Origin of the sequence: Streptomyces sp. FXJ1.172, from assembly GCF_001636945.3 — a bacterium.
In the GTDB taxonomy this organism is placed as follows: Bacteria; Actinomycetota; Actinomycetes; order Streptomycetales; family Streptomycetaceae; genus Streptomyces.
Genome location: NZ_CP119133.2, coordinates 3,650,554 through 3,668,297 on the forward strand (window position 1 = coordinate 3,650,554; position 17,744 = coordinate 3,668,297).

Here is a 17,744-nt window from a genome sequence, read left to right on the forward strand (position 1 = left end):
CCTCGTCGTAGCCTCAAGCGCCCAGGAGTCAGGCGTTCCCGTCGCCGGACGTGCTGTGTACGTGCTTCGCCAGTGCGGTGATGGTCGGGGTGTCGAACAGCACCTGCAGGTTGATGTCGGTGCCGAGGGCCTCGTTGATCCGGGAGATGACCTGGATGGCCAGCATCGAGTGCCCGCCCAGCTCGAAGAAGTCGTCGTTCACCCCCACCGGCGACACACCCAGCAACTCCGACCAGACACCCGCGATCACCTCCTCCGTCCCACTCCCCGGCGCCACGAACCCCTCCCCCGCCTCCACCCGGCCCACCTCCGGCTCCGGCAACGCCGCCCGGTCCAACTTCCCACCCGGACCCACCGGCAACTCCTCCAGCACCACCACCGCCGACGGCACCATGAAATCCGGCAACACCCGCGCCAACCGCTCACGCAACACCGAACCCACCACCCCCACCCCAGACTCCGCCACCACATACCCCACAAGCCGCCGCTCCTGCGACCGCTCACCCCGCGCCACCACCACCGCACGCCCCACACCCGGCAGACCCCCCAGCACCGCCTCGACCTCACCAGGCTCCACCCGATACCCCCGGATCTTCACCTGATCATCCACACGCCCCAAGAACTCCAACTCCCCCGACTCCCGGAACCGCACCACATCCCCCGTCCGGTACAACCGCTCCCCCACCCCACCGAACGGATCCGGCACAAACCGCTCCGCCGTCAGCCCCGGACGATCCCGATACCCCCGCCCCACCCCCGCACCACCAATGAACAACTCCCCCGCAACCCCCACCGGAACAGGCACCCCGTCCCCGTCCAGCACATACACCCGCACCCCACCCAACGCCCGCCCGATCACCGGCCGCACACCCGACACCCGCGCCACCGTCGCATCCACCGTGCACTCCGTCGGCCCGTACAGATTGAAGGCGCTGTGACCGTGCCGGGCACCGAGCTTGGAGAGCAGCAGCCACAGCTCCGGGGAGATGGCCTCACCGCCGATCAGGCTGAAGGCGGGGGTGTGGTCCTCGCCGAACAGGCCCGCGTCGATCAGCGCGCGCAGCATCGTGGGCGTACAGCCGAACTCGTCGATGCGGTGCTGCCGCAGGTAGGCGACCACTGCCGCGGGGTCGCGCCGTGTCGCCTCGTCGAGGCCGTGCAGGGTGACGCCCTCGCACATGAGCAGCAGCTGCTTCACGGAGGAGTCGAACGACAGCGGCGAGAGCAGCAGACCCTGCAGGCCGGGCTCGAGCAGCCCGTCGCGGTCCAGCTCCTCGTGGAGCGCGGCCCGCAGGTTGGCCAGCGCGGCGTGGGTGATCTCGACGCCCTTGGGACGACCCGTGGAACCCGACGTGTAGATCACATACGCCAGATCCTCCGCAGCCGCGGGCCCCACCCCGTCCACACCCGCCACGGCCACCGCCCCCTCCGGCGACAGCCCCACCACCACCCGGTCACCCACCACCTCCGCAGGCACCCCCGCACCCGCCACCACCACACCCGCACCACTGTCACCCAGCATGAACGCCAACCGCTCCACCGGATACGACAGATCCAACGGCACATACGCCGCCCCCGCCCGCAACACCCCCAGCAGACCCGCCACCATCTCCCACAACCGCTCCGAACACACCCCCACCACATCCCCAGGCCCCACCCCGAGCCCCACCAGACGCCCAGCCACCACCCCCGCCAACACATCCAGCTCCCGGTACGACCAACACCGCTCACCCACCACCAACGCCACCGCATCAGGCGTCCGCACCACCTGCTCCGCGAACAGAGCCGGCACCGTCACGCCGCGCGGTGTCTCGTGGGCGCTGGTGTTCCATTCCGTGAGCAGCCGGTGCCGTTCGTCCTCGGCCAGGACGGGCAGGGAGGACAGCCGGGCGGACGCGTCCTGGGCCACGGCCGCAAGGACGCGCAGGAAGGCCTGGGCGAGCCGTTCGATCGTTGCCTGGTCGAAGAGTTCGGCCGCGTAGACGACCTGGCCCGCGAGTCCCTCGCCGGACTCGATCAGGAACATGGACAGGTCGAACCGGGTCACCTCGTCCGTCGGCGCGAAGGAGTCCACCCGGACGCCCGGCATCTCCAGGACCGGTGGGGGGACCTCGTTGAGCTGGAACATCACCTGGACGAGCGGGTTGCGGCTCAGGTCGCGGGCCGGCGCGAGTTCCTCGACCAGCTGGTCGAACGGCAGGTCCTGATGGGCGTAGGCGCCGAGTGCCGTCTCCCGTACGCGGTCCAGGAGTTCGCTGAAGCGGGGGTCGCCCGAGCAGTCGGTGCGCATGACGAGCGTGTTCACGAAGAAGCCGATGAGGGACTCGAGTTCGGGCCGGGTCCGGCCGGCTATGGGCGCTCCGACCACCACGTCGCGGGTGCCGGCGAACCGGGACAGGACGGACTGGAACGCGGCCAGCGCGACCATGAAGAGGGTCGCGCCCCGCGCCTGACCCAGCCGGCGCAGCCCGCTCACCACCTCCCCCGGGACGTCGAACTCCCAGGAGGCTCCGCGGTACGACGGCACGACGGGCCGGGGCCGGTCCAGCGGCAGCTCCAGCACCTCGGGCACCTCCGCGAGCGTCCGGCGCCAGTACTCGGCCTGTGCGGCGAGGCCGCCCGCCTCGCTCAGCTGTCGCTGCCAGACGGCGAAGTCGGCGTACTGCACGGCCAGTTCGGGCAGGTCGGCCTCGGTGTTCTGGGCGTAGGCGCCGTACAGGGCGCTCAGCTCGCGCATCAGGACGAGCCGGGACCAGGCGTCGGCGACGACGTGGTGCATGGTCACCCACAGCACATGGTCCTGTGCGCCCAGCCGCAGCACTCCGGCCCGCAGCAGCGGCCCGCGCGAGAGGTTGAACGGTGCGCGTGCCTCCTCCGCGACCAGGCGGCGGGCCGCGGACTCGGGGTCGGCTTCGGCGGACAGGTCGGTCACCGGCAGTTCCACCCGTGCGGGTACGGCGATCGCCTGCCAGGACAGGCCGCCCTCCTCGTGCAGGGTGCTGCGCAGGACCTCGTGCCGGACGAGCACGGTGTTCAGCGCTCTGGTGAGGGCGTCGAGGTCCAGCGGGCCGCGCATCCGGACGGCGTCGGGCACGTTGTAGAAGGGGTTGTCCGGAATCAGCCGGTCCAGGAACCAGAGCCGCTGCTGTGCGTAGGACAGCGGCATCCGGCCGGTCCGGGGGACGGGCCGCAGGGCCGGGGCGGGGCCGGTGACGTCACGGAGGCCGTCCAGGTGCCGCGCGAACTCGCCCACGGTGGGGTTGTCGAAGACCACGCGCAGGTTGATGTCGGTGCCGAGGGCCTCGTTGATCCGGGAGATGACCTGGATGGCCAGCATCGAGTGCCCGCCCAGCTCGAAGAAGTCGTCGTTCACCCCCACCGGCGACACACCCAGCAACTCCGACCAGACACCCGCGATCACCTCCTCCGTCCCACTCCCCGGCGCCACGAACCCCTCCCCCGCCGCCACCCGGCCCACCTCCGGCTCCGGCAACGCCGCCCGGTCCAACTTCCCACCCGGACCCACCGGCAACTCCTCCAGCACCACCACCGCCGACGGCACCATGAAATCCGGCAACACCCGCGCCAACCGCTCACGCAACACCGAACCCACCACCCCCACCCCAGACTCCGCCACCACATACCCCACAAGCCGCCGCTCCTGCGACCGCTCACCCCGCGCCACCACCACCGCACGCCCCACACCCGGCAGACCCCCCAGCACCGCCTCGACCTCACCAGGCTCCACCCGATACCCCCGGATCTTCACCTGATCATCCACACGCCCCAAGAACTCCAACTCCCCCGACTCCCGGAACCGCACCACATCCCCCGTCCGGTACAACCGCTCCCCCACCCCACCGAACGGATCCGGCACAAACCGCTCCGCCGTCAGCCCCGGACGATCCCGATACCCCCGCCCCACCCCCGCACCACCGACGAACAACTCCCCCGCAACCCCCACCGGAACAGGCACCCCGTCCCCGTCCAGCACATACACCCGCACCCCACCCAACGCCCGCCCGATCACCGGCCGCACACCCGACACCCGTGCCACCGTCGCATCCACCGTGCACTCCGTCGGCCCGTAAAGATTGAAGGCGACGACGTCGGGCAGGGCGGCCACGCGCTGCCACAGGTCGGCCGGGAAGGGCTCGCCGCCGGCCATGAGGCGCATCGGGGTGGGCAGGGGGCCGACGGCAAGGAGTGCCGCCAGCTGCGAGGGGGTGCAGCTCAGGGAGTCGACCGCGTGCTCGCGCAGATGCCGGGAAGCGGCGTGGAGGTCCTTGCGGTCCTCCAGCATGTGCAGGGTCCCGCCGGTGAGCAGGATGCCCACCGCGCGCCAGGAGGCGTCGAACGACAAGGAGGCGAGCAGGAGTACCTGGGCCCCCAGGCAGGGACGCAGTTCGCGCAGCATCGCGGTCAGGTTGGCGTGGGTGATCTCGACGCCCTTGGGACGACCCGTGGAACCCGACGTGTAGATCACATACGCCAGATCCTCCGCAGCCGCGGGCCCCACCCCGTCCACACCCGCCACGGCCACCGCCCCCTCCGGCGACAGCCCCACCACCACCCGGTCACCCACCACCTCCGCAGGCACCCCCGCACCCGCCACCACCACACCCGCACCACTGTCACCCAGCATGAACGCCAACCGCTCCACCGGATACGACAGATCCAACGGCACATACGCCGCCCCCGCCCGCAACACCCCCAGCAGACCCGCCACCATCTCCCACAACCGCTCCGAACACACCCCCACCACATCCCCAGGCCCCACCCCGAGCCCCACCAGACGCCCAGCCACCACCCCCGCCAACACATCCAGCTCCCGGTACGACCAACACCGCTCACCCACCACCAACGCCACCGCATCAGGCGTCCGCACCACCTGCTCCGCGAACAGAGCCGGCACCGTCACCCCCTCGGCGTCAGGAGTGTCAAGGAACGACTTGATCGGAACGGACGTCACGTCGGTACACCTTCCCCGTCAGTGCAAGGCATCGGAATCGTTCACAGCCCGGTCAGGCTGCGTGCCGCCGCGTCGACCACGGCCACGACATCTGCGGCCCGGGTCTCTGCGAAGTAGTGGTCACCGTCGATCTCGACGGTGCGGAAGCCGCCCGTCGTCACGCGTGACCAGGGGCGGACGTAGTGCAGGGGCGTACCGGTGTCGTGTGTGCCGTAGAGGCCGATCACCGGTATCGACATGCTGCGTTCACGGATGCGGGACGCCGCGTCCGCCAGCTGCAGGTCGGCCTTCAGGGCCGGCAGCATGAGCCGTGCGAAGTCGGGGTCGGCGGCCAGCTGTGCCCGCTCCCCGCCTCCGGCCCGGAAGGCCTCGACGAGTTCCTCGTCGGTCAGTCCGCGTGCCGACGGCGTCCGTGGCCCGCTCCAGGGGGAGCGGCGGCCGGACACCACGAGCAGCGCGTCCGCCGCGCTCCGGTCGGCGAAGAGTTCCTGCGCCACTCGTGCGGCCAGTACGGCGCCGAGGCTGTGGCCGAACAGGACGACCTTCTCCTCGCGGAGCGGCTCGATGGCCGAGCACAGGTCGGCGACCACGCGCTCGGCGTCGTGGACCGGAGCCTGCGACCGGCGTTCCTCCCGGCCGGGCAGCTGTACCGCGTACAGGCTGACCAGCGGTGACAGCCGACGCGGCCAGTCCCGGAACACCCGGGCACCGCCGCCGGCATAGGGGAAGCAGACGACGGTGCACAGGGAGACCTGCCGGTCCGGAAGCAGGTTCTTGAGCAGTGGGTCAGTCGACATACGTCTCGAGAGAGCCGTTCCTGCGGACGTCCAGCGTGGCGCAGTGGAAGGAGCCGCCGAAGCTGTTGAAGTTGCGGAAGTTGCAGGGGATGGGGGTGAAGCCCCAGTTCTTGAAGAACTCGATCATCGGCTCGTCCTGGGCCTCCACGACGACGCGCTCCTCGTCGATCATCAGGACGTTCATGTTGATCCACTTGCTCGTCATGTAGAGCGGGTGCGCGTCCGGGATGACGGGCGCGGGAGCGGTCCGCACCTCCCAGTTCCGGAACATCTTCGGGACCTCGCTCACGCGTTCCGGGTTGATGAGCAGCTTGCCCGGTGCCAGGGGGGCGAGGGTGGCGTCGATGTGCATGGGGTGGGAGTCGTCGAACTCCAGGATGTGCAGCCGGTACTCGTCACCGAGCGTCCGGCGCAGCCATTCGATGCCGAACTCGTTGGTGACGTTGCTCTTCTGTCCGATGATGTCGCGGCCGAAGCGCAGGAAGTCGGCGGCGTCGAAGGTCGGTTCGAACTCCGTCACGACCAGGCGGGTCGGCTCGCCCTCGGCCGGCTCCGTCCAGTCGAGGTCGTACAGCTCGTCCGTCAGCTCCGGCTTGGGACCGGCGATCCAGTTGGCCCCGTTGCGGAAGTACTCCTTGATCAGGGGCCGGTAGGCGAGGTTCTCGTAGTAGCGCGAGCGCCAGGCCATGGGGCACTCGATGATCTTGTCGCCCACGACCAGGATGGTGTCGCGGGGCATGGCGGCGTACATGCCGGTGGTGGCCCAGGCGCCGGTCGAGTACACCCGGCTCTGCGGGATCACCTCGGGGCGGCGGACGGTGACGCCTTCCCCTTCCAGGATCCGGACGAGTTCCTCCAGCTCCGCGTGGGCCGCCTTGAGGATCTCCCGGGGGAACTCCTGGCCCGCGTTGCGGCGGAACGTCTCGTGCTGCTGGGCCGGGAGCACCGGCTCCAGCGACTGATGCCATTCCGGGAACCGGGCGTCGTCCACGATGCCGACGACGACCTCTTCCAGCGGGTCCCATTCGGTGTACGAGCGGACCTGGCTGCCCCCGTACTCCTGCCCGGCGTTCCGCATCTGCACGTTCTCCCCTATCGGTCGGTGTAACTGCCCTGCGACGCGTACGGACTCGTCCCGTTCAGTCATAGATGTACGCGTCCTTCTTCGACAGGCGCTTGGCCCGCCGCCGGAAACTCAGGTAGCGCTTCAGGGAGCGAATCGGCCAGCCCAGCTTGGCCAGGAATCCGTTTCTAGTAGACATTGACCCCGTATTTCTGTGTGAACATGCGAGCGTCGTGGGCGGTGTCGACCATCGGCTCGTCCTTGATGTTGAGAGAGGTGTTCAACAGCATCGGGACCCCGGTGGCCTCGTACCATTCCTCCAGAACCGCACGCAGGACCGAGGAGCAGTTCTTCTTGACCACCTGCACGCGGGCCGTGCCGTCGACGTGCGTCACGCTGGAGTAGTCGTGCAGGGCTCTGCTGGTGAACTGCATGTACTCGTTCATGGGACCCTCGAAGTATTTGTGCGCGTATTCCTCGAGGATTGCCGGGGCGAACGGGCGGAAGAGCTGCCGCCGCTTGATCTTGTTCACCGTGTCCTTGACCTCGTACCGGCAGTCGGCGAGCAGGCTGCGATTGCCGAGGGCACGCGGGCCGAATTCCGCCCGCTCGGAAGCGACGCCGCACACCTTGTTCTTGAGCAGTTCGCGGACGATGTCCGAGGGGTTCGCCCGGGGCAGTTCGGTGCCGAGGTACGGGTCCGCCCACTGCAGCTTGGCCTTGCGCACCAGGGCGGCGGCGCCGAGTGCGCTGCCGGCGTCGCCCGGATTGGGCATGATCCAGATGTTCTTGCCCTGGATACGGGAGTTGGCCACGCAGTTCAGGGCACAGCCGCCCATGAGAACCAGGTTCTCCTTCGGACACATGGCCACCAGCTCGAGCAGCTTCTCCTCGAAGAGCTTCTGCACCGAGGCGGCCAGGTCCTCGTTGCGGGCGTCGGGATACAGATCGTCGCAGCCGAGGTGGAGGTTCTCCTCGAGCAGCGGGCTCAGGTCGTGGACCGGCTCTCCGTAGGCGGCCATGCCCATGGTGATGTATTCATCGGAATTGGGCTTGAGACCGACCCGCTTGGTGATGGCCGAATAGAGCAGCCCGAGCGAGTAGGGGTACCTCCAGCTGCGGACCTTCTTCATGTTGTCCCAGATGGAGATCGTGTCCCATTCCCCGATGGCGTCGATCACCAGGATGTTGCAGTCGTCGAAGGGAGCCGTGTAGTAGCCGGCCGCCGCGTGGCTCTCGTGATGCGCAAAGCTGACGTCGTAGGAATTCCGGCGCCTGGCGAGCTTCTGGCCCGAGTAGAGACGCCGCGTGGCCTTGAGCCAGGGCCGCTCGTAGTACGCGACCGTGTCGGCCTTGGCCATCATGTCCAGTTGCGTCCGGTGGAGCCAGCGGTCCCCCTTCACTCTGGAGTAGCGCTCGCTGTGCGAAGCATGGACGATCTTCGTGTCGTCCAGGAGACACAGCGCGGCATCGTGAAATCCTTCGGAATACCCCGCGATCAGTGCCACTAAATTTCCCCCAGTCAGCGGTCAGTTCACTACTTTCGGTCCGGATGGCCGATGCCGATGCCCGCGGTCAGGATCTCTCGCCAGAGGTCCGCCATTTCACGCATCTCCGCACGGGAATACATGCCGTCGCGGCACGAGAGGGTGGCTTCCATGACGTCACCGCGCACGATCACATCGAGGGTGAAGTCGTGCCGCACGCTGTCGCGTTCCCCGGTGAACGGCGCCGTCGACACCGCCACGTCGCCCATCATGCGTTCGCCCGGCTGCTCCTGCTCGAAGCCGAACCAGGCCTCCGTATAGGGGGTGCGGCCGGGGCGGCGGCGGGGCCGGGTGGCCGCGACCAGGAGGTCGAAGGGAAGGTCCTGGTGATCCTGCGCGTCCAGCACGGTCTCCCGCACCCGCCGCACCACCTCACGAAAACCCACACCCCCACCAAGATCCGTCCGCAACACCACATTGTTGACGAAAAACCCGATCAACCCCTCCAACGACGCATGCCCCCGCCCCGCCACCGGAGTCGCCACCACCACATCCGTCTCACCCGTCAACCGCCACAACAACACCTTGTACGCCGCCAACAACACCATGAACGGCGTACACCCCTCAGCACGAGCAAAAGCCCGCACCCCCGCCACCACACCCGCATCCAACCCAAAACCAAAAACATCCCCCTCCCAACCACCCGCCACCGACGGCAACCGGTCATACGGCAACCGCATATACGCCGGCGCACCCGCAAGCCGCTCACACCAGAACGACTCCAACACCCCACGCCGCTCCGCCGTCAGCTCACCCACCTGCCACCCAGCAAAATCCGCATACTGCAACGGCAACTCCGCCAACCCACTCAACGAAACATCATCACCCCGGCACAACACCGGATACAACGCCAACAACTCATCCTGCAAAACCCCCACCGACCAACCGTCCACCACAATGTGATGCATATTCAGCACCAACACCCACTCATCCACCCCCGCCACAATCAACCGAGCCCGCAACAACGGACCCCGCGCCAGATCGAACGGCACCGACAACTCACCCCGCACCGCCGCATCCACCGCCCCCACACCCCCACCACGACAATCCACCACCGGCACATCCACCTCAAAAGGCACACCCACCACCTGAACCGGCACACCACCCTCCACCGCAAACGTCGTCCGCAACACCTCATGCCGACGCACAATCTCACTCAGACACGCCCCCACCACCTCAGGACGCACCCGACCCCGCAACCGAAGAACAAACGGCGTGCTGTACGCCAGACTCCCCGGCTCCACCTGATCCGCCAACCACAACCGCCGCTGCCCGTACGACAACGCGACCCTGGTGCGGCCCGGCTCCCTGCGGGTGGGTCCGCTCGCGGCCGGCACCCCGCGCAGGTCCTCGATGTGCCGCACGAGCTGGCGGACCGTCGGATTGCGCAGGAACGCGGAGAATTCGATCCGGACGCCGAAGGAGCGTTCCAGCCTGGCGATGACGCGGGTGACTCCCATGGAGTCACCGCCGAGTTCGAAGAAGTTGCCGGACGGGGTGACCGGCCCCTGGCCGAGGACCTCTTCCCAGGTGTCGAGGACGATACGGGTCACCTCGGACACCACGTCCCGGCCGGCGCCCTGCGTGTGCGCGGGCACGGTCTTGAGCAGCGCGGCGCGGTCGATCTTGCCGTTCGTGGTCAGCGGGAAGGAGTCCAGGCACACGAAGGAGTGCGGGATCATGCTGTCCGGAAGGACGGTTCTCGCCAGCGAGCGCAGCGTCGTCTCGTCGACGGCCCCGTCGGCCGGGATCACGTAGGCGCGCAGCAGGGTGTCCCCCAGCGCGTTCTTCTCCGCGGCCACCGCGCAGGCGGACACGCCGGCCAGGGCGCCGATGGCCGCCTCGACCTCGGCGGGCTCGACCCGTACGCCGCGGATCTTCAGCATGTCGTCCAGGCGTCCGACGAACTCCAGCTGGCCGTCGGGCGTGATGCGTCCCAGGTCACCGGTGCGGTACAGCCGGGCGCCCGGCCCGCGGCCGAAGGGGTCGGGCAGGAACTTCTCCGCCGTCAGGGCGGGTCGCCCGAGGTACTCCTGGCCGACGCCGACGCCGCCGATGAAGATCTCCCCCACTTCACCGGCGGGCACCGGCTCCAGGGAGTCCGTCAGGAGGTGGATGGACGTGTTGGGCAGGGGCCGGCCCGTGCGGTTCGCCGGTGAGCCGGCGTCCAGGATGCCGACCGTCGTGGACATGGTGCCCTCGCTGGCCCCGTAGACCTGGCCGACGGCCGCCTGCGGCAGCCAGGTCTTGAGCAGGCTGTCGGACAGGGCGTCACCGCCCAGGACCAGTGTGTCGATCAGGGGTACGTCGGCGGGGTCGATCACGGTGAGCGGGCCGGGCGTGCCCATGTAGAGGGTGACACCCTCGCGGCGCAGGGCCTCGACCGTCACGCTCGCACCGCGTCGCTCGTGCCGGGGGACGACGCTGAGGCGCGCCCCGTTCAGCAGTGCCATCCACACTTCCGCGGACATGACGTCGAAGGACGGGGAGGCGAGCTGGGCGATGTTGGTGGTGGCGTCGACGCCCATGGCCTCGCCCATGCCGAGGGACCAGTTGCACACCGCTTCCTGGACGACCACGACGCCCTTGGGCTGCCCCGTGGAACCCGAGGTGTGGACGACGTAGGCGGGCCGCTCGGCCTCGGGGAGTTCCGTGCCGCCGCGCCACGGTCCCTGCGCGGCGGCGAGCCGTGCGCAGCGCAGGTCCGTCCAGGAGTGCGGGGTGCCGGTGCCGGCGTGGGACACGAGGACGCAGCAGCCGGCGTCCTGGAGCAGCCAGGTGTTGCGTTCCGCAGGCGCCGTGGTGTCCAGGCACATGTAGGCCGCGCCGGTCCGGACCACGGCGACCAGGGTCACCACCATGGCGACACCGGGCTCCAAGGCCAGCCCCACGACGTCCCCCGGTCCGACACCGGCGGCGCGCAAAGCGGCGCTCACCTCCTCGGCGGCCGCGTCGAGCGCGGCGTACGACAGGGCGACGCCCTCGCTCTGGACCGCGACCGCCTGTGGGGCACGGCGGACGACGCGGGCCAGCGCCTCGGTGACGGAGAGGTTCAGGAAGGCCGGCTGGTCCGGTCCGGTGAGGGTCGAGGCCGGTCCGCCGTCCCGGCCCGCCCCGGCCTGCACCGCGGTGTCGTCCTCGATGCCGCGTCGCAGGACCTCGACGAACTGCTCGCTGATCGACTTGATCGTGTCGGCGTCGAAGAGATCGCTGCGGTAGTTGACCTGGATGTCGATGCCGCTTCCCTCGAAGACGGAGAGGGTCAGGTCGAGGGGGGCTCCGGTCAGCGGCGCCTGGGTCGGGGTCGCCACCAGGTCGCCGAGCCGGTACTCGGTGACCGGCTCGGGCTGGTGGACGAGGGAGGTCTGCAGATACGGGGTGCGGCCGGGAAGCCGGGGCGGCCGGGTGGCCGCGACCAGGAGGTCGAAGGGAAGGTCCTGGTGATCCTGCGCGTCCAGCACGGTCTCCCGCACCCGCCGCACCACCTCACGAAAACCCACACCCCCACCAAGATCCGTCCGCAACACCACATTGTTGACGAAAAACCCGATCAACCCCTCCAACGACGCATGCCCCCGCCCCGCCACCGGAGTCGCCACCACCACATCCGTCTCACCCGTCAACCGCCACAACAACACCTTGTACGCCGCCAACAACACCATGAACGGCGTACACCCCTCAGCACGAGCAAAAGCCCGCACCCCCGCCACCACACCCGCATCCAACCCAAAACCAAAAACATCCCCCTCCCAACCACCCGCCACCGACGGCAACCGGTCATACGGCAACCGCATATACGCCGGCGCACCCGCAAGCCGCTCACACCAGAACGACTCCAACACCCCACGCCGCTCCGCCGTCAGCTCACCCAGCTGCCACCCAGCAAAATCCGCATACTGCAACGGCAACTCCGCCAACCCACTCAACGAAACATCATCACCCCGGCACAACACCGGATACAACGCCAACAACTCATCCTGCAAAACCCCCACCGACCAACCGTCCACCACAATGTGATGCATATTCAGCACCAACACCCACTCATCCACCCCCGCCACAATCAACCGAGCCCGCAACAACGGACCCCGCGCCAGATCGAACGGCACCGACAACTCACCCCGCACCGCCGCATCCACCGCCCCCACACCCCCACCACGACAATCCACCACCGGCACATCCACCTCAAAAGGCACACCCACCACCTGAACCGGCACACCACCCTCCACCGCAAACGTCGTCCGCAACACCTCATGCCGACGCACAATCTCACTCAGACACGCCCCCACCACCTCAGGACGCACCCGACCCCGCAACCGAAGAACAAACGGCGTGCTGTACGCCAGACTCCCCGGCTCCACCTGATCCGCCAACCACAACCGCCGCTGCCCGTACGACAGCGCAGCCTTGCGGAATTCCGCGTTCAACTTGTGTCCCCCGTGCGCCTGTTGAGGTGCCCGTTCACTGAACTGCTGGTCAAGTCGGGGACCTTAGCAGCGGGAATCGTGTCACGACAGTGCTTGACGTGACGGATGAGGCGTGGCGGCAGAAGGAAAGGGCAGCGCTCGGCGACCGCATGAAGATAAACCGTGATCAAGATCACCCCACGGTCTTCACGCGCCCCTTCGGGCCCGGAAATGTCTTCGCGGAAGAATTGCACGGGTCCCGGCCCGAGGGAGACGAGTAAGTGCAGGTTTCATGACATGTCCATCTTGCGAGGCCCGCTGCGGGGCCGTAACTTCCGGCTGCTCGTCTCCTGCAATTCCATATCCGTCACAGGGTCCTCCATCGCGACCGTGGCGATGCCGTTCGCAATCCTGGACGTCGGCGGTTCCGCAGGCGACATCGGTCTGGTCGCGACTGCCAAACTCCTGCCTCTGGTCGCGTTCTTGCTCATCGGCGGTGTCATCGCCGACCGCTGGCCGCGCCACCGGGTCCTCGTCGCGGCGAACGTGCTCCAGGCGGCCACCGAGGGAACCACGGCCACCCTGGTGATCAGCGGTCACGCCCACATCTGGCAGCTGGCCGCGCTGTCCGCGCTCAGCGGCATCGGTGTGGCCGTCAGTTACCCGGCCGCGCAGGGACTGCTTCCCCACACGGTGCCCTCCGAGCACCGCCAGCAGGCGGTGGCGGTGGACCGGGTGTGCCGCAACACCGCGTCGATCGGCGGTGCCGCGGTCGGCGGCACCCTTGTCGCGTTCTGGGGCGCGGGCACCGGCCTCGCCATCAACGCCGCGAGCTTCGCGATCGCCGGCGCCCTGCGGTTCCGGATGAACTTCACGGGGGTGCCGCGGACCAGGAGGACCGACTTCCTCGCCGAACTGCGCGACGGCTGGCGCACGTTCGTCTCCCGCCGCTGGCTGTGGGTGACGGTGGCCCTGTCCGCGGTCGTGACCACGATCAGCTCGGCCCTGGTCAGCGTGCTCGGTCCGCTGGCCGCCCATCTGTATCTGGGCGGTTCCGCCGGCTGGGGCCTCGTCGTGGCCGCCTACGGCGCCGGTGCGGTCGCGGGCGGACTGGTGATGCTCAGATTCCGGCCGAGCCGGATACTCCTGACGGGCGTTCTGTCCTTTTCCGCGCTCACCCCGCTGTTCCTCGCCCTCGCCTTTCCGGTGCCGGTGCCGGTCGTCGGCGCGCTTTCATTCGTGGCGGGCGGGTGTCTCGAAGTGTTCGAAGTCAGCTGGGCCGTCGCCCTGCAGCAGGAGATCCCGCCGCAGGAGCTGTCCCGGATCTCCGCGTACGACGCCCTCGGGAATTACTCGCTGAGCCCGGTCGGAACCGCCGCCGCCGGCGGGCTGGCGGGCGCGTTCGGCGCCCCTGCGGTCCTGGCTTCCAGCGGCATTCTGGTCGTGCTGCTGGGCGCCGTGGGGGCCCTGATTCCCGAAGTGAGAGGGCTGCGCAGACGTCCCGCGGGCCCGCCGGAGCAAGCCGGGTCCGGTGCACCCACGGAGGAACCGGCCGAAGCTGGACGCCCCCGCACGGCTGATGATTAAGTACGTCCCGACGATGCGTCACTGCTTGCCGACATGTGGAGAATTGCGTGGCCCGTGCATTGCCCGTGGAAGTCGCCGATGCGGGGTTGGCGGAAAAGCTCACCCAGAACATGGAACAGGTCGAGGAGCACCTGCTCGCGGCAGTGGCGACGGAAAACGAACTGCTGGCCACGTCGGCGCGTCATCTGATCAGTGCCGGCGGAAAGCGGCTGCGGCCTTTTCTGGTGCTCCTCGGCGCCCAGTTCGGGAGCGAGCCCGACCTCGGGCCCATACTGTCGGCGGCCGTTTCGATGGAACTCACCCATATCGGCACGCTGTACCACGACGACATCATGGACGAGGCCACCATCCGGCGCGGAGTGCCGAGCGCGCACGCCCTGTGGGGTTCCTCGGTCGCCGTGCTGACGGGGGACTTCCTCTTCGCCCGCGCGTCCCAGCTCATCGCCGAACTGGGCCAGTCCGCGATCGAGCTGCACGCGAGGACCTTCATGCGGCTCTGCGAGGGGCAGTCCGCCGAGACGGCCGGGCCGCAGTCCGACTCCGACCGGCTCAACCACCACATCGGCGTCCTCAGCGACAAGACGGCCTCCCTCTTCTCCGCCTCCGGCGAACTCGGCAGCATGCTCGCCGGCGCGCCCGGCGACGTCACCGTACGCATCGGACGGGCCTGTGAGGCCTGGGGCGTCGCCTACCAGCTCTCGGACGACGTGCTCGACGTCACGAGCGCGGCCGGCGAGAGCGGCAAACCCCCGGGTGCCGACCTGCGCGAGGGCGTCCCCACCCTGCCGATGATCTACGTGCTGCGTTCGTCGCTGCCCTCGGACCAGCGGCTCGTGGAGCTGCTCCGCTCCGGCCAGTTGACCGACCCCGCCCTGCACGCCGAGGCGCTGAGTCTGCTCCAGGAGCACCCGGCGATCGACATGGCGCGCGCGGAGGTGCAGAAGTGGGCGAACATCGCACGGCGGGAGATCCGGGATCTGCCCAGCTCCCCGGCGCGCGACGTGTTCGAGGCGCTCTGCGACTTCGTGGTGACGAAGACCCTCTGAACCCGCCGCCGCCCAGGGGGAGAACCGGCGATCCGGAATCCGGACGAGGTCTTCCACTGAGGTCGTCCGTCACCTAGATTGCCTGCGCATTACACAGGTGATCGCATGACCCAGGTGATCAGCGAGGGGACGGAGCCGTGGCATGTCCGATACGCCAGAAGTGAGACCACCGGTGGTGACACCGGTCCGCGTGATCATCGGCCTGTGTCTCGTCGCGCCCTTCGTGGCGATGCTGTGGGTCGGCTCGTACGCCAAGACGGACCCCGCGTTCATCGGGATCCCGTTCTTCTACTGGTACCAGATGCTGTGGGTGCTGATCTCCACCGCACTCACCATGACGGCGTACCAGCTGTGGCAGCGCGACCAGCGCACCCGCGCCGGCCGGAAGGGCGGTGAGGCGAGGTGAAGAACGGGGTCAACGGCGTCGCGCTCGGCGTCTTCATCTTCTTCTTCCTGGCCGTCACGGTCATGGGCTTCCTCGCCGCCCGCTGGCGCAAGGCCGAGAACGAGCACTCGCTGGACGAATGGGGCCTGGGCGGACGGTCGTTCGGCACCTGGATCACCTGGTTCCTGCTCGGCGGTGACCTGTACACGGCGTACACCTTCGTCGCCGTACCGGCGGCGGTCTACGCGGCGGGCGCGTCCGGCTTCTTCGCGGTGCCGTACACGATCCTCGTGTACCCGCTGATCTTCACCTTCCTGCCCCGCCTGTGGTCGGTGAGCCACCGCCACGGCTATGTCACCACCTCCGACTTCGTGCGCGGCCGGTTCGGCTCGAAGGGCCTGTCGCTGGCGGTGGCGCTGACCGGCATCCTCGCGACGATGCCCTACATCGCGCTCCAACTCGTCGGCATCCAGGCGGTGCTGGATGTGATGGGCGTCGGCGGCGGGGACAACACCAACTGGTTCGTGAAGGACCTGCCCCTGCTGATCGCCTTCGGTGTGCTGGCGGCCTACACCTACTCCTCCGGCCTGCGCGCGCCCGCCCTGATCGCGTTCGTCAAGGACGCCCTGATCTACATCGTCATCGCGGTGGCGATCATCTACATCCCGGTCAAGCTGGGCGGCTTCGACGACATCTTCGCCAAGGCGGGCCACGCGTTCAGCCAGGTCAACCCCGCCACCGGCAAGCCGCGCGGCGCGCTCGCACCGCCGCAGGCGGGCCAGTGGACGTACGCCACCCTGGCCCTCGGCTCCGCCCTGGCCCTGTTCATGTACCCGCACTCGATCACCGCGACCCTGTCGTCCAAGAGCCGTGACGTGATCCGCCGCAACACCACGATCCTGCCGCTGTACTCCCTGATGCTCGGCCTGCTGGCCCTGCTGGGCTTCATGGCGATCGCGGCCGGGGTCAAGGTCAAGAACGGCCAGCTGGCGATCCCCCAGCTGTTCGAGGACATGTTCCCGGACTGGTTCGCGGGCGTGGCCTTCGCGGCGATCGGCATCGGCGCGCTTGTCCCGGCGGCCATCATGTCGATCGCGGCGGCGAACCTGTTCACCCGCAACATCTACAAGGACTTCATCAAGCCGGACGCCACACCGAAGCAGGAGGCCCAGGTCTCCAAGATCGTCTCGCTGCTGGTGAAGGTCGGCGCCCTGGCCTTCGTCCTCACCATGGACAAGACGGTCGCGATCAACTTCCAGCTCCTCGGCGGCATCTGGATCCTGCAGACCTTCCCGGCGCTCGTCGGCGGCCTGTTCACCCGCTGGTTCCACCGCTGGGCGCTGCTCGCCGGCTGGGCGGTCGGCATGCTCTACGGCACGATCGCCGCGTACGGCGTCGCCTCCCCGACCCAGAAGCACTTCGGCGGCTCGGCGAAGGAGATCCCGGGCATCGGTGAGATCGGCTACATCGGCTTCACGGCGTTCGTCCTGAACGTGGCCGTCACGGTGGTCCTCACCCTCGTCCTCAAGGCCCTGAAGGCCCCCGAGGGCGTGGACGAGACCAAGCCGGAGGACTACACGGCGGACGCGGGAGAGCCGGGGGTCGAGACGGAACTGGCAGGCGCCGTGCTCTGAGCCGCGCCCCGGAGGGGCACTGCGCGAGCAACCGCGAACGACCCGCAGCGGGCCGCCGGGGAACGAACCCACGGCGGCCCGTTCCGCATGCCGCTCGTCATACACAAGTTGACGCTCTGAAGCCAGCGCAACACACAACAGACACAACATCTGGGGGTGCCACGACAGCCCGGCACTAGATGTATGCTCATCCTCGCTGTCGTCGCAGGGGAATCCGGTGCGAATCCGGAACTGTCCCGCAACGGTGTACTTGTGCGCATCCGCGCCCAGGAGTCAGTCCGAGGACCTGCCGGCAGCGTGCGCCCGGCCG

At 68.6% G+C, this 17,744-nt stretch carries 10 protein-coding genes and 1 riboswitch; of the genes, 4 read left to right on the forward strand and 6 right to left on the reverse strand.

The window, feature by feature from the left end; all coding sequences use genetic code 11:
- Nucleotides 1–28 precede the first annotated feature (28 nt).
- From A6P39_RS16090 to A6P39_RS16115, 6 genes are all read right to left on the reverse strand, one after another.
- Entirely contained in the window at nucleotides 29–4,972 is a 4,944-nt protein-coding gene (locus A6P39_RS16090; protein ID WP_275883860.1) for a non-ribosomal peptide synthetase, read from the reverse strand.
- Between the two features lie 41 nt (nucleotides 4,973–5,013).
- Nucleotides 5,014–5,769: a thioesterase II family protein gene (locus tag A6P39_RS16095; RefSeq protein ID WP_067056171.1), complete on the reverse strand. Its 756-nt coding sequence runs from the start codon at nucleotides 5,767–5,769 to the stop codon at nucleotides 5,014–5,016.
- Entirely contained in the window at nucleotides 5,759–6,847 is a 1,089-nt protein-coding gene (locus A6P39_RS16100) for an amidinotransferase (protein WP_067056169.1), read from the reverse strand. Before A6P39_RS16100 ends, A6P39_RS16095 begins: the two co-directional genes overlap by 11 nt.
- A gap of 61 nt (nucleotides 6,848–6,908) precedes the next feature.
- Nucleotides 6,909–7,031, reverse strand: coding sequence for a hypothetical protein (locus A6P39_RS16105; protein WP_267893397.1), 123 nt, complete (start codon nucleotides 7,029–7,031; stop codon nucleotides 6,909–6,911).
- Nucleotides 7,021–8,340: a carbamoyltransferase C-terminal domain-containing protein gene (locus A6P39_RS16110; RefSeq protein WP_067056166.1), complete on the reverse strand. Its 1,320-nt coding sequence runs from the start codon at nucleotides 8,338–8,340 to the stop codon at nucleotides 7,021–7,023. The genes A6P39_RS16105 and A6P39_RS16110 overlap by 11 nt, the downstream gene beginning before the upstream one ends.
- A gap of 29 nt (nucleotides 8,341–8,369) precedes the next feature.
- The gene (locus tag A6P39_RS16115; protein WP_275883861.1) at nucleotides 8,370–12,803 is read right to left on the reverse strand and encodes an amino acid adenylation domain-containing protein; all 4,434 of its coding nucleotides are present in this window, start codon (nucleotides 12,801–12,803) and stop codon (nucleotides 8,370–8,372) included.
- A gap of 276 nt (nucleotides 12,804–13,079) precedes the next feature.
- On the opposite strand from A6P39_RS16115, the gene A6P39_RS16120 reads away from it, so the two are divergent.
- The 4 genes from A6P39_RS16120 to mctP all read left to right on the forward strand — a co-directional run bounded on the left by A6P39_RS16120 (nucleotide 13,080) and on the right by mctP (nucleotide 17,434).
- Nucleotides 13,080–14,369, forward strand: a complete 1,290-nt coding sequence (locus A6P39_RS16120) for an MFS transporter (protein ID WP_067051685.1) — start codon at nucleotides 13,080–13,082, stop codon at nucleotides 14,367–14,369.
- Between the two features lie 47 nt (nucleotides 14,370–14,416).
- Entirely contained in the window at nucleotides 14,417–15,415 is a 999-nt protein-coding gene (locus A6P39_RS16125) for a polyprenyl synthetase family protein (protein WP_199840918.1), read from the forward strand.
- Nucleotides 15,416–15,557: 142 nt separating this feature from the next.
- Entirely contained in the window at nucleotides 15,558–15,821 is a 264-nt protein-coding gene (locus A6P39_RS16130; protein WP_079133617.1) for a DUF3311 domain-containing protein, read from the forward strand.
- Nucleotides 15,818–17,434 carry a monocarboxylate uptake permease MctP gene (gene mctP, locus A6P39_RS16135; RefSeq protein WP_067051678.1) on the forward strand — a complete coding sequence of 539 codons (1,617 nt, stop codon included), beginning with the start codon at nucleotides 15,818–15,820 and terminating at the stop codon, nucleotides 17,432–17,434. Before A6P39_RS16130 ends, mctP begins: the two co-directional genes overlap by 4 nt.
- A gap of 183 nt (nucleotides 17,435–17,617) precedes the next feature.
- Nucleotides 17,618–17,742: riboswitch (cobalamin riboswitch) on the forward strand.
- Nucleotides 17,743–17,744 lie beyond the last annotated feature (2 nt).

Bases quoted from the DNA above. Each gene is read 5' to 3' on its own strand.
- A6P39_RS16095 (WP_067056171.1), bottom strand. From the start codon at position 5,769: ATGTCGACTGACCCACTGCTCAAGAACCTGCTTCCGGACCGGCAGGTC.
- A6P39_RS16100 (WP_067056169.1), bottom strand. From the start codon at position 6,847: ATGCGGAACGCCGGGCAGGAGTACGGGGGCAGCCAGGTCCGCTCGTAC.
- A6P39_RS16105 (WP_267893397.1), bottom strand. From the start codon at position 7,031: ATGTCTACTAGAAACGGATTCCTGGCCAAGCTGGGCTGGCCGATTCGC.
- A6P39_RS16120 (WP_067051685.1), top strand. From the start codon at position 13,080: ATGTCCATCTTGCGAGGCCCGCTGCGGGGCCGTAACTTCCGGCTGCTC.
- A6P39_RS16130 (WP_079133617.1), top strand. From the start codon at position 15,558: ATGTCCGATACGCCAGAAGTGAGACCACCGGTGGTGACACCGGTCCGC.